The following is an 11,466-nucleotide window of genomic DNA, read 5'->3' on the forward strand; positions in this document are numbered from 1 at the left end:
CAAATCGCTCAACGATCTCAACGCCAAGCTCGCGGCGAACAACCTCCAGGCCTCGATCGATACGACCGGCAAGATCACGATCTCCACCACGAACGACGCGGCGTCCGCCACGATCGGCGCGATCACTGGCACCGCGACAGCGTCCAGCCAGTCCTTCAACGGCCTGACGGCAGCGGCTCCGGTGGCTGATACGACCGCTCAGACGCAGCGGGCGAGCCTGGTCTCGCAGTACAACAACGTGCTGGCGCAGATCAATCTGACCGCGGCAGACGCCTCGTTCAACGGCGTCAACCTGTTGAACGGCGATACGCTGAAGCTGACCTTCAACGAGAACGGCAAGTCGACGCTGTCGATCACCGGTGTGACCTTCAACACCGGCGGTCTCGGTCTGTCGACCCTGACCACGGGCACCGACTTCCTCGACAACAACTCGGCGAACAAGGTGATCGGCGTGCTCAACTCGGCGAGCTCCACGCTGCGCAACGAGGCGTCGACGCTCGGTTCGAACCTGTCGGTCGTGCAGGTCCGTCAGGACTTCAACAAGAACCTGATCAACGTGCTGCAGACCGGTTCGTCGAACCTGACCCTGGCCGACACCAACGAGGAAGCGGCCAACAGCCAGGCGCTGTCGACCCGCCAGTCGATCGCGGTGTCTGCGCTGTCGCTCGCCAACCAGTCGCAGGCGAGCGTGCTGCAGCTGCTGCGCTGATCCGCACGCATCGTCATCTCGAGATCGAGGGCGGCGGGGGCAACCCCGCCGCTTTCGCGTCGGGGGAACAGGACGAGGCTCGCCGCGGCGTTGCCGGCTTGCGTCGCTCGGCGCCCGTACCATCAACGAAGAGCCCGGCTCTGCCTGCGCAGAGCCGGGCTCTTCGTTGCGGCCGGCGCCGCGGAGGTCAGGCGGCGGAGCTGACCGGCTTCGCCGACTCGTCGCCGTGCTGTTCGGCTTGTTGTTCAGCTTGGGCCTGCTCGAGCAGCTTCTTCTCGAAGGCGACGAGCTTCTTGGCTTCCTTCAGCGCCTGATAGAGATCGCCGTTGAGGATGTGGCCGTTGATGGCTTCGATGATCGGCCAGGCGCTCGGCACGGTCGTGATGATGTCGCGCAGCAGGTTGAAATAGGTGCCGTGATCCGCATCCGCGCCGGGCGAGATGTACATCAGCTGGACGGCGAGATAGACGAGCTTGGCCGGCGTGTCGGCCGTCTCCGGCGTGAGAATGTCCTTTTCGCGCAGGATCGGAATGTTGTCGCCGTCGATCAGCAGCCGCGCCCGCTGGTCGGTATTGGTGATCACGCACGAGCCGATGATGATGCGCTCATGCGGCTTCAGTTCGACTTTCAGGGCCATTCTCGTCCTCCGTTGCCGCGATCGGCGCAGTGCCGAACCTGCCCCGGCGAGGCCGGCGACCCATCGGGTGCCAGTCTAAATCGCGCGGACAGTCTGCGCCCGATCGATCGGCGCGCAGCGATCCTTTCCGAACATGGTTAACGATCGGTAAAGGGCCGTCTCGCGTGGTAAATGTTCGGTGTTTTCAACGTGATCGCTCGCGTGCGGCGGGAGCTCCGGGCGCGCCGGCGGTATCGAATGCAGCCGCCGCGGCGCGCATTTCACCGTTTGTTAGCCACTCCCTTTTACCTTGGCCGACGTCGCCCAGTCGCGAAGTCGACGCGGGCACAACCGATCCCCGAAGGGATCGGTCTGTTTGATCACACCAGAAGGGTATGAAAATGTCAGGCATTGTTCTCTCGGCGTCGGTGCGCCAGAATCTGCTTTCGCTGCAGTCCACGGCACAGCTCCTCGCCACCACCCAGAACAATCTCTCCACGGGCAAGAAGGTCAACTCGGCGCTCGACAATCCGACCAACTTCTTCACCGCCCAGGGTCTCGACAACCGCGCCTCCGACATCTCCAATCTGCTCGACGGCATCGGCAACGGCGTGCAGGTGCTGCAGGCCGCCAACACCGGCATCACCTCGCTGCAGAAGCTCGTCGACAGCGCCAAGTCGATCGCCAACCAGGTCCTGCAGAGCTCCGTCGGCTACTCCACCAAGTCGAGCGTGACCTCGACGGCGCTGACCGGCGCGACCGCCACCGACCTGCTGGCCTCCAGCGCGACCGCTGCCACCGGCACGGCCGTGCTGAACGACAACACCTCGACCGCGGTGGCGATCACCGGCTCGACCAAACTGTCGGGTACGGCGGGCACCGCCTCGAACAACCTGGCCACCGGCATCACCTCCGGTGAGACGCTGGTCGTCAACGGCACCACCTTCAGCTTCGTCACCGGCACCTCGTCGTCGGGCACCAGCATCGGCATCGGCGACAGCGTCACCAACCTGCTGTCGGCGATCCAGACGGCGACCGGCGTGACCGCGTCGATCACCGCCGGCGCGATCACCCTGACGCCGCCAGCGGCAGGATTGACGCTTTCAGGCAGCAGCGGCACCTTGGCCAAGCTCGGTCTCAGCGCGGTCGGCGACGGCCTCTCGGGGCAGACATTGACGATCGGCGCCACAGGAGGGGGCACTGCGACGAGCATCACCTTTGGTCTAGGGACAGGGCAGGTCAAATCGCTCAACGATCTCAACGCCAAGCTCGCGGCGAACAACCTCCAGGCCTCGATCGATACGACCGGCAAGATCAGCATCACCACCACGAACGACGCGGCGTCCGCCACGATCGGTACGATCGGTGGCACCGCGGCTGCGTCGAGCCAGTCCTTCAACGGCCTGACGGCGGCGGCTCCGGTGGCTGATGCGACCGCCCAGACGCAGCGGGCGAGCCTCGTGTCGCAGTACAACAACGTGCTGGCGCAGATCAACACGACGGCCGCCGACGCTTCGTTCAACGGCGTCAACCTGCTGAACGGCGATACGTTGAAGCTGACCTTCAACGAGAACGGCAAGTCGACGCTGTCGATCACCGGTGTGACCTTCAACACCGGCGGCCTCGGCCTGTCGAACCTGACGTCGGGCACCGACTTCCTCGACAACAACTCGGCGAACAGCGTGATCAGCGTGCTGAACTCGGCGAGCTCGACGCTGCGGTCGGAAGCCTCGACGCTCGGTTCGAACCTGTCGGTGGTGCAGATCCGTCAGGACTTCAACAAGAACCTGATCAACGTGCTGCAGACCGGTTCGTCGAACCTGACGCTCGCCGACACCAACGAGGAAGCGGCCAACAGCCAGGCGCTGTCGACCCGCCAGTCGATCGCGGTGTCCGCGCTGTCGCTCGCCAACCAGTCGCAGGCGAGCGTGCTGCAGCTGCTGCGCTGATCCGCAGCATCGTCATCTCGCGATCGAAGGCGGCGGGGGCAACCCCGCCGCTTTTTTGCGCCTGGTTCAAGGCGTTGGTCCGTATCAATACTGGTTTGGAAAGCACGGGGAGACCACGGCCAGCGCCGTAACCAGGCGTTAAGCAACAAATTTAAAGCGCCATTAACCATGTTTTAAAAGTACCTGTTCTAGAACCGCCTGGTGAATAACTAGGAAGGTTTCACAAACATGTCCGGTATCGTTCTTTCGGCTTCGGTTCGCCAAAACCTGCTGGCGCTGCAAAACACCGCATCGCTGCTGGCCACCACTCAAAACAACCTGGCCACCGGCAACAAGGTCAACACGGCGCTCGATAACCCCACCGAATTCTTCACCGCGCAGTCGCTCAACAACCGGGCGAGCGACATCGCCAATCTGCTCGACAGCATCGGCAACGGCGTCCAGGTTCTGCAGGCGGCGAATACCGGTCTGACCTCGCTCCAGAAGCTGGTCGACAGCGCGAAGTCGATCGCGAGCCAGGTGCTCCAGGCGCCGACCGGCTACACCACCAAGTCGAGCGTCACCTCCGCGGTGATTCCGGGCGCCACGGCGAACAACCTGCTGGGCAGTTCGTCGAACAATTTCGTCGTCGGCAGCGCCGTCAACAATGACAATCTCAGCTCGGCCGTCGCGATCACCGGCTCGACCAGGTTGTCGGGCACCGCGAGTTCGACCTCGAACGATCTGGCGACGAGCATCACGACCGGCGATACGCTGACGGTCAATGGCGTGGTGTTCACCTTCGTGGCCGGCTCGGTCTCGGCCGGCACCAACATCGGCGTCGGCGACACCGTCAGCAACCTTCTGGCTGCGATCGATTCGGTCACCGGCGCGACCGCCACGCCGTCCACGGTCACAGGCGGCCAGATATCCCTTGCGACCGGCACTGCGCAGAACCTGACCGTATCCGGAACGGCGTTGGCCAAGCTCGGATTGACCGCCGCGACTACGGCCCGAAACCCGCCGGCCTTGAGCGGGCAGACATTGACCATCACCTCGACAGGAGGCGGCGTCGCGACCAACATCACCTTCGGCACCGGTGCCTCACAGATCTCGACCTTGGCGCAGCTCAACACCGCGCTGGCCGCGAACAACCTGCAGGCAAGCCTGAGCACCACCGGTCAGCTGACGATTCTCACCACCAACGAAGCTGCGTCGTCGACGATCGGAACGGTTGCCGGATCGTCGACGGCCGCCAGCCAGGCCTTCAACGGCGTGACGGCATCGACTCCGGTGGCTGACACCAACTCGCAGACGACGCGCGCCGGGCTGATCGCGCAGTACAACAACGTGCTGGCGCAGATCGACACGACGGCACAGGACGCCTCCTTCAACGGCATCAACCTGCTCAATGGTGACACGCTGAAGCTGGTGTTCAACGAAACCGGCCGCTCGACGCTGAACATCACCGGCGTGACGTTCAACAGCACCGGTCTCGGCCTGTCCTCGCTCGTCGTCGGAACCGATTTCCTCGACAGCAATTCGGCGAACAGGGTGCTCGCCACCTTGAACAGCGCGTCGACGTCGCTCCGCTCCGAAGCGTCGTCGCTCGGTTCGAACCTCTCGATCGTGCAGATCCGCCAGGACTTCAACAAGAACCTGATCAACGTGCTGCAGACCGGCTCGTCGAACCTGACCTTGGCCGATACCAACGAGGAAGCGGCCAACAGCCAGGCGCTGTCGACGCGGCAGTCGATTGCGGTCTCCGCCCTGGCGCTGGCCAACCAGTCGCAGGCGAGCGTGCTGCAGCTGCTGCGCTGAGCGCGATGGCGCTCGAGCGGATTTCGGCGAAGCGGCGGGCCTTGCCCGCCGCTTCCGCTTTTGCGCCTGCATCTTCGCGGCTCGGCCGGCATCGCCCCGCATGCGCCGCTCCGCCGGCCGTCGATGCCGGCGAAAGCGCGCCGAATTTTTTCCTGCAATTCGAATCGCGGCGTTCGCGCCAAATTAAGGTGTCTCGCAGGCACGGTTGTTTTCGGCCTCCACTGATGCCAAGAGGCGAAATGCGCTAACACCCGCTAACCATATTTTAAATGCACGCAACGTACAAAAACTGAGCATTTGTTGGTGTCCCAGCGTCAGTCCGGAGTACTTGATGTCATATGCCGCTCAAGCCTATGCACGCACGTCGCAAACGACGGCATCACCACGGGAGATCGAAGCTCAAGCATTGCTGAAAGCGGCGCGGCAGCTGCAGGAAGTCCAGGCGAATTGGAACGGTCCCGATCGCACCATGTACAAGGCGCTGCTGTTCAACCGTCGCCTCTGGACGATCTTCATGAGCGCGATGGAAATGGACGACAACCCGAATTCGCTCGACGTCAGACAGAACATCGCCAATATCGGCGTCTTCGTCATGAAGCAGACGATCGAAATGCAGATGGATCCCGATCCGGCGAAGTTGAAGTCGCTGATCGACATCAACTGCCACATCGCGGCGGGGCTGTCCGGACGCAGTTGATCGTCTCGCAGGCGGGAAGGGGCACCATCATGGCCGGCATCACCAGCATCCTGTCTGCGTCCTACAAGTCGAACGTGCTCAGCACGGCCCGCAGCAACAGCAAGTACGTGGCGGTCGATCCGACGCTTTATCGGGGCGACTGGAGCGGAAAATATGCCAACGGCAAGTCGTTTACGGTCTCGGTGTCCGACGTCGAGGGCTTTCGCGCCAAGGTTCGCTACCAGAGCGAGGGCGCGAGCAAGTATCAGGACGTTCTGATCAAGGACAGCGCGTTCCGGATCGGCGATACCAAGTTCACGTTGACGGGCAACGGCAAGGCCCAGATCAAGAACGTGGTCACCGACGCCGCCTCCGGTCAGACCTATCTCGATACCGCCTACGCCACCCGGAGCTGATCCTTCGACACGGCCGTTCGACACGGCAGTGGCCGCCCGCGGCGACCGGCCGGGTGTCCATCCCGACTCGATGAGGTCAGGCCGTGCGGTCGGTGGCCGCCACGCGCGGCACGTCCGCCTTCTGCTGATCCTTCTGCAGATCGAGCGTGTTGAAATAGGCGCGACGGCGCAGCACCGCCTCGTCCGGATACTGAGCCACCACCTGGTCGGTCTTGCGATTGACCACCTGGAACACCAGCGCGGCAGCGGCGCGATCGTAGTAGGCTTGGTGCGATACGGACAGGGCGTTGGCAATGTTGGGCTGGACGTCATTGCGCGCGGGCGTGCTCGCGTCGGCCGCGGTCACGGTCTGGCTCGGAGGAAGATCCGTAGGAACAGCGTTCGCCACCGCCTGACTCGACGGCTGAACGATCGGCACGGACGCTGGCGTCCCAACCGGTCTCACGCTGAAATCGGAACTCATGGCAGCCTCCTCATGGCCATCGAGTCAATTCCCAACCCATCCCGCTTGCAACTATGCTGATGACCAATCAACGTCATGTTAGGAAATAGGATGAACGGCGCGTTTTGATTCACCCGGGCCTTTTAAGATTATTCGAACGTTAAACGGCGAGAGCCGCGCGGCCCGTTCGGGGCGGCGCGGCTCTGTGACCCTGGTGGCTTTGCGGGCGGAGCGGAGGCTCAGAGCGTCCGGCTGACGGCGAGCGGGGTCAGGTGGCGCGCGCCGGGCGCGGCGCGGCGTCCGCCGGCAGTATAGGTGCTCGGGATGTTCTTGCGCTGAACCTCGGCATTGACGCCGCGCACGATCTTCTCCGAGATCGCATGCGCCGTCGCCAGAACGGTCAGGTTGACCTGCAGCAGCGCCCGGAACGTATCGTGGTGGCGGTGCAGGGTGGCGAGCAGTTCCGGCGCAGTCTGCTTCATGAAGTTCTGACTGGCCTTGAGGCGGCCGACCATCGTGATGTAGTGACGCGAGAGCTCGGTCTTCTTCGGTCCGAACGCCATGCCTTCGCTCAGCTTGCCGGCGCGGACCAGCTCGGTCTCCTGCTCGATGACCGCGATCAGCTCGCTCATGACACTGACCATCTCGTCGGCGAGCGCGCGCGCCTCCGCCGCGCTCGCGGCGGCCGCATAGGTCGTTTTCTTCGCCTGGCCCTGTGCGCTCATCTCGAAACTCCTGTCGGCGTGGGGCGGTACGAACCCCCGCGATGTCTACGCTTACGTTGACGGTGTGGCATTGCCAGAATTGCTGCTCGAATTGCTGCTCTTGGCCTGCTGCAGGATCAGGGTGCGGAAGACGTCGGCGGAAATGCCGACGCCGCCGGCCTTGGCGAAGTTCTTGGAATATTCCTCCGTGAGCATCGAGCGCCAGACGCCGGTGCCGGGCGTGTTGCCGAACGGGCCGTCGCCCTTCACGCCACTGGTCATCTGCGAGAACATCGAGTTGAGGAACATCGCCTCGAAATCGGTCGCGGTCGCCTTGGCTTTTGCCTGCGCCTTGGGGGAGACCTTGGTGAGCGCTTCAGCGAGATCGAAATCGGTGCGCGGGGCGGTCGCGGCGACCGCGTGCGGCGTGCTGAGCGGAATGCGGCCCGAATAGGAGTCGACGAAGGAGGTCGCCATCACATCACCTCGATGTCGGCTTCGATCGCGCCGGCCGCCTTGATGGCCTGCAGGATGCTGATCAGGTCGCGCGGGCCGATGCCGAGGCCGTTGAGGCCGTCGACCAGCTGCTGCAGCGATACGCCATCCTTGACGACCGCGAACTTCTTGCCGTCCTCCTGGACCCCGACGCTGGTGCGCGGCGTGACCACGGTCCGGCCGCGCGACAGCGGGTTGGGCTGGCTGACCTGCGGGCTCTCCGAGATGGTGACGGTGAGGTTGCCCTGGGCCACGGCCACGGTGGCGACGCGGACGTCGCGGCCCATCACGATGATGCCGGAGCGCTCGTCGATGACGATCTTGGCGGCGAGATCCGGGTCGACCTGTAGCTGCTCGATCTCGGTCAGGAAGGCGACGACGTTGCCCTTGAACTCCGCTGGAACGCTCAGCTGCACCGTCGAGGGATCGATCGGCTCGGCGGTCTTGACGCCCAGGAAATCGTTGATCGCGGCGGCAATCCGCTTCGCGGTGGTGAAGTCGGCGTTGCGCAGCGCCAGGCGAACATTGGGCAGCCGGTTCAGCGCGAACTCGATTTCGCGCTCGATGATCGCACCATTGGCGATGCGGCCGACGGTCGGCACGCCGCGCACGATCTTGGCGGCTTCGCCCTCGGCCTGGAAGCCGGAGATCGCCAGCGAGCCCTGGGCAACAGCGTACACATTGCCGTCGGCGCCGAGCAGCGGCGTGACGAGCAGGGTGCCGCCCTGCAGGTTCTTGGCGTCGCCGAGCGCCGACACCGTCACGTCCATGCGCGTGCCTTGCGTGGCGAACGGCGGCAGGTTGCCGGTGACCATCACGGCGGCGACGTTGCCGGTGCGGATGGTGGCGCCGCGGATGTTGACGCCCATGCGCTCGAGCATCGCCTGCAGCGACTGCTTGGTGAAGGGGATGTTGTTGAGCGTGTCGCCGGTGCCGTTGAGGCCGACCACGAGGCCGTAGCCGATCAACTGGTTCTGGCGCACGCCTTCGATGTTGGCGAGATCCTTGATCCGCGAGGTCGCGTTCGCAGACATGGCAGTCGCGGCCAGCGCCAGCATGGCGGCGCAGGCGACCTGAAACAGGCGCGTAAGTCGGACGCGTCGCATCCTATGCTCCCCTCGAACTCTGCAAGTGATCACTCGGCCACTCCCATGACCGCATGATCGGCGTTAACTATGCGAGGGCCGTGCCAGCGCGATGCTCCCTGCTAACTCATTGATAGAGTGTGAAATCAACCGCGGGCCTTGTCGCGATCCGGGGTTACCCCGGAGGAACGAAGCTGCCGCCCCGGCAGAATTTGCCGGGCCATTTACGCACCGTTAACCACGACGCGGCCAATCTCCCGCCGACACGCAAAAGCCTGCGGGAGCCATCGATGCGCATCTACGGACCGAACGGCACGACGCTGACGACGTCCACGACCTCCACGCGGAAGACCTCGTCCGGCGGCTTCAAGCTGCCCGACGCCGGCACGACGCAGGACACGCGCGCGACCCTGGCGCCGAAGCAGACCGCCAATATCGACGCGCTGCTGGCGCTGCAGGGCATCGAGGAGGATCCGGCGGAGCGCCGCAAGCGCTCGGTCCAGCGCGGCAAGCGGGCGCTCGACGTGCTCGACGATCTTAAACTCTCGCTCTTGTCCGGCAAGCTCGACACCGCGATGGCGCTCCGGCTGCGCGATGCGGCGGCCGACCTGAAGCAGACCTCCGGCGACGCGGGGCTGGACACGATCCTCTCCGAGATCGAACTGCGCGTCGAGGTCGAACTCGCCAAGGCGGGGCAGGGCTAGAGACCGCGGTCGAACCTCAGGCCGCCTTCGCGGTCTGCTGGGCGTCGTAGCGCCGCTGCGCCGCCGAGACCTCCTTCAGATGGCGTTCCGCCCAGTCGCGCAGCGGATCGACGGCGGCGGCCAGGGTCAGCCCGAGCGGCGTGATCGAATATTCGACCGTCACCGGCACGGTTGCGATCGCGCGCCGCCGCACCAGCCCGTCGCGCTCCAGGCTCTTCAACACCTGCGACAGCATCTTCTGCGAAATGCCTTCGATGGCCCGGCGCAACTGATTGAAGCGCAAGGGTTCGTTGCGCAACAGGATCAGGATCAGCACGGCCCATTTGTCGCCGACGCGATCGAGGATCTGACGGGTCGGACAGTCGGCCGAATAGACGTTCGCGGTTCTCATCGGTTACTCCGGCGTGACCTGGTGGTCTCAAAGTGCTCTCTTAACACCAGCATTCATTCAGCTATCTAGTTACTATCGGATACCATAGAGCGCCGTCCAGCGCCGTGGTCCGACCGAACGATCTCGAACCTAGGAGTTGCAGCAATGAAGATCGCCATCGCCGGCGCGTCCGGCCGTGCCGGGTCGCGGATTACCGCAGAGCTCGCCAATCGCGGCCATCAGGTCACCGGCATCGCCCGGAATCCGGACAAGATCGAGACGCACGCCAACGTCACCGCGGTGAAGGGCGACGCCAACGACCGCGCCGAACTGGCACGGCTCTGGGCCGGCCACGACGTCGCGATCAGCTCGATCCATTTCTCGGCCAGCGATGCCGAGACGCTGATCGGCGCGGCCCGGGATTCCGGCGTATCGCGTTACCTCGTGGTCGGCGGCGCCGGCTCGCTGGAGGTCGCCCCCGGGGTGCGGCTGGTGACGACGCCCGGGTTTCCGGCCGCGTACAAGGCCGAGGCCGAGAAAGGGGCGGCGTTCCTCGACCGGCTGCGCCAGGAGAAGGAGCTCGACTGGACCTTCCTGTCGCCCTCGGCGATGATCGATTTCGGCGCCCGGACCGCCAAGTTCCGGCTCGGAACGGATCAGCTGCTCGTCGATACCGACGGCAAGAGCTTCATCTCGTTCGAGGACTTCGCAGTTGCGATGGCAGACGAAATCGAGCGTCCGGCGCACCGGCGGGCCCGTTTCACGGTCGGTTACTGAGGCCGTGCCCTGGCGCCCCGCCGGGAAGGGCGGAATTGCCTGGGAAACGGCCCAGGCGGCGGGGCGCCCGTCTCGATGGAAATATTGTCTGTCACATGAGGCCGCTATATAACGCGGCCGCGAACGGGCGTATTCCGTCCGCCGGTGCCGAAACCGGCGCCAGCACGTACAGATGGGCTGACCTTGGAAAAGTTGAAGAACTATAAACCTTCCGAAAAAGAGCCTTTCATGAACGAACGCCAGCGCGACTATTTCCGCGCCAAGCTGCTGGCATGGAAGGAGGAGATCCTGCGCGAATCGAAGCTCACCCTGCAGGCTCTGCAGGAGGAGAACGTGAACCATCCCGACCTCGCCGACCGCGCGTCGTCGGAGACCGACCGGGCGATCGAGCTTCGCGCCCGTGACCGCCAGCGCAAGCTGATCTCCAAGATCGACGCCGCGCTCCAGCGCATCGAAGACAACACCTACGGCTATTGCGAGGAGACCGGCGAGCCGATTTCGCTGAAGCGGCTCGAGGCCCGGCCGATTGCAACGCTGTCGGTGGAGGCGCAGGAACGCCACGAGAAGCGTGAAAAGGTCTATCGCGACGAATAACGTCGCGAGGCCGACATGATGAGTGCCAGGACTGCGGCCGTTGGCTGGCAACGGCCGCATCTCTCTGGCTTGTCTGCGCGAGCCTGCTGTCGGCTGGATGTCTGTCGATCGGGCCAGGCCACCTATGCG

The 11,466-nt window shown here is 64.4% G+C and carries 14 protein-coding genes; 8 read left to right on the plus strand and 6 right to left on the minus strand.

Annotated features, from left to right (window positions below; all coding sequences use genetic code 11):
- Positions 1–709: flagellin (locus ACQR1B_RS31790; RefSeq protein ID WP_434875145.1), on the plus strand; the 709-nt coding region annotated here is incomplete at its 5' end.
- Between the two features lie 187 nt (positions 710–896).
- On the opposite strand, the gene flbT is transcribed toward ACQR1B_RS31790, so the two are convergent.
- Positions 897–1,346, minus strand: coding sequence for a flagellar biosynthesis repressor FlbT (gene flbT / locus ACQR1B_RS31795; protein ID WP_434832333.1), 450 nt, complete (start codon positions 1,344–1,346; stop codon positions 897–899).
- A 380-nt stretch (positions 1,347–1,726) separates the two neighbouring features.
- Between flbT and ACQR1B_RS31800 the strand changes: the two genes are divergently transcribed.
- From ACQR1B_RS31800 to ACQR1B_RS31815, 4 genes are all read left to right on the plus strand, one after another.
- On the plus strand, positions 1,727–3,274 hold the full coding sequence (locus ACQR1B_RS31800; protein ID WP_434874903.1) for a flagellin: 1,548 nt from the start codon (positions 1,727–1,729) through the stop codon (positions 3,272–3,274).
- 228 nt (positions 3,275–3,502) lie between these two features.
- Positions 3,503–5,074: a flagellin gene (locus tag ACQR1B_RS31805; protein ID WP_434837124.1), complete on the plus strand. Its 1,572-nt coding sequence runs from the start codon at positions 3,503–3,505 to the stop codon at positions 5,072–5,074.
- Positions 5,075–5,405: 331 nt separating this feature from the next.
- Positions 5,406–5,771 (plus strand): flagellar biosynthesis regulator FlaF, encoded by a 366-nt coding sequence (gene flaF, locus ACQR1B_RS31810; protein ID WP_434837129.1) that lies wholly within the window; start codon positions 5,406–5,408, stop codon positions 5,769–5,771.
- 29 nt (positions 5,772–5,800) lie between these two features.
- Positions 5,801–6,166: a hypothetical protein gene (locus tag ACQR1B_RS31815; protein ID WP_434837123.1), complete on the plus strand. Its 366-nt coding sequence runs from the start codon at positions 5,801–5,803 to the stop codon at positions 6,164–6,166.
- 76 nt (positions 6,167–6,242) lie between these two features.
- Here the strand turns inward: ACQR1B_RS31815 and ACQR1B_RS31820 are convergent, their stop codons facing one another.
- From ACQR1B_RS31820 to ACQR1B_RS31835, 4 genes are all read right to left on the minus strand, one after another.
- Positions 6,243–6,629 carry a hypothetical protein gene (locus ACQR1B_RS31820; RefSeq protein WP_434837122.1) on the minus strand — a complete coding sequence of 129 codons (387 nt, stop codon included), beginning with the start codon at positions 6,627–6,629 and terminating at the stop codon, positions 6,243–6,245.
- A 218-nt stretch (positions 6,630–6,847) separates the two neighbouring features.
- Positions 6,848–7,333, minus strand: coding sequence for a hypothetical protein (locus tag ACQR1B_RS31825; RefSeq protein WP_434837121.1), 486 nt, complete (start codon positions 7,331–7,333; stop codon positions 6,848–6,850).
- 51 nt (positions 7,334–7,384) lie between these two features.
- Positions 7,385–7,789: a flagellar assembly peptidoglycan hydrolase FlgJ gene (gene flgJ, locus ACQR1B_RS31830; protein ID WP_434837120.1), complete on the minus strand. Its 405-nt coding sequence runs from the start codon at positions 7,787–7,789 to the stop codon at positions 7,385–7,387.
- The gene (locus ACQR1B_RS31835) at positions 7,789–8,913 is read right to left on the minus strand and encodes a flagellar basal body P-ring protein FlgI (RefSeq protein WP_434837119.1); all 1,125 of its coding nucleotides are present in this window, start codon (positions 8,911–8,913) and stop codon (positions 7,789–7,791) included. Before ACQR1B_RS31835 ends, flgJ begins: the two co-directional genes overlap by 1 nt.
- Before the next feature lie 269 nt (positions 8,914–9,182).
- On the opposite strand from ACQR1B_RS31835, the gene ACQR1B_RS31840 reads away from it, so the two are divergent.
- Entirely contained in the window at positions 9,183–9,596 is a 414-nt protein-coding gene (locus tag ACQR1B_RS31840) for a flagellar assembly protein FliX (protein WP_434837118.1), read from the plus strand.
- A 16-nt stretch (positions 9,597–9,612) separates the two neighbouring features.
- Here the strand turns inward: ACQR1B_RS31840 and ACQR1B_RS31845 are convergent, their stop codons facing one another.
- The gene (locus tag ACQR1B_RS31845; protein WP_434837117.1) at positions 9,613–9,987 is read right to left on the minus strand and encodes a winged helix-turn-helix transcriptional regulator; all 375 of its coding nucleotides are present in this window, start codon (positions 9,985–9,987) and stop codon (positions 9,613–9,615) included.
- Positions 9,988–10,131: 144 nt separating this feature from the next.
- On the opposite strand from ACQR1B_RS31845, the gene ACQR1B_RS31850 reads away from it, so the two are divergent.
- Positions 10,132–10,743, plus strand: a complete 612-nt coding sequence (locus ACQR1B_RS31850) for an NAD(P)-dependent oxidoreductase (protein ID WP_434837116.1) — start codon at positions 10,132–10,134, stop codon at positions 10,741–10,743.
- Positions 10,744–10,971: 228 nt separating this feature from the next.
- Positions 10,972–11,337, plus strand: a complete 366-nt coding sequence (gene dksA / locus ACQR1B_RS31855; RefSeq protein WP_170323279.1) for an RNA polymerase-binding protein DksA — start codon at positions 10,972–10,974, stop codon at positions 11,335–11,337.
- Positions 11,338–11,466 lie beyond the last annotated feature (129 nt).

The organism is Bradyrhizobium oligotrophicum (genome assembly GCF_051168495.1).
Classification (GTDB): Bacteria; Pseudomonadota; Alphaproteobacteria; order Rhizobiales; family Xanthobacteraceae; genus Bradyrhizobium; species Bradyrhizobium oligotrophicum_A.

Bases quoted from the DNA above. Each gene is read 5' to 3' on its own strand.
- flbT (WP_434832333.1), bottom strand. From the start codon at position 1,346: ATGGCCCTGAAAGTCGAACTGAAGCCGCATGAGCGCATCATCATCGGC.
- ACQR1B_RS31800 (WP_434874903.1), top strand. From the start codon at position 1,727: ATGTCAGGCATTGTTCTCTCGGCGTCGGTGCGCCAGAATCTGCTTTCG.
- ACQR1B_RS31805 (WP_434837124.1), top strand. From the start codon at position 3,503: ATGTCCGGTATCGTTCTTTCGGCTTCGGTTCGCCAAAACCTGCTGGCG.
- flaF (WP_434837129.1), top strand. From the start codon at position 5,406: ATGTCATATGCCGCTCAAGCCTATGCACGCACGTCGCAAACGACGGCA.
- ACQR1B_RS31815 (WP_434837123.1), top strand. From the start codon at position 5,801: ATGGCCGGCATCACCAGCATCCTGTCTGCGTCCTACAAGTCGAACGTG.
- ACQR1B_RS31820 (WP_434837122.1), bottom strand. From the start codon at position 6,629: ATGAGTTCCGATTTCAGCGTGAGACCGGTTGGGACGCCAGCGTCCGTG.
- ACQR1B_RS31825 (WP_434837121.1), bottom strand. From the start codon at position 7,333: ATGAGCGCACAGGGCCAGGCGAAGAAAACGACCTATGCGGCCGCCGCG.
- flgJ (WP_434837120.1), bottom strand. From the start codon at position 7,789: ATGGCGACCTCCTTCGTCGACTCCTATTCGGGCCGCATTCCGCTCAGC.
- ACQR1B_RS31835 (WP_434837119.1), bottom strand. From the start codon at position 8,913: ATGCGACGCGTCCGACTTACGCGCCTGTTTCAGGTCGCCTGCGCCGCC.
- ACQR1B_RS31840 (WP_434837118.1), top strand. From the start codon at position 9,183: ATGCGCATCTACGGACCGAACGGCACGACGCTGACGACGTCCACGACC.
- ACQR1B_RS31845 (WP_434837117.1), bottom strand. From the start codon at position 9,987: ATGAGAACCGCGAACGTCTATTCGGCCGACTGTCCGACCCGTCAGATC.
- ACQR1B_RS31850 (WP_434837116.1), top strand. From the start codon at position 10,132: ATGAAGATCGCCATCGCCGGCGCGTCCGGCCGTGCCGGGTCGCGGATT.
- dksA (WP_170323279.1), top strand. From the start codon at position 10,972: ATGAACGAACGCCAGCGCGACTATTTCCGCGCCAAGCTGCTGGCATGG.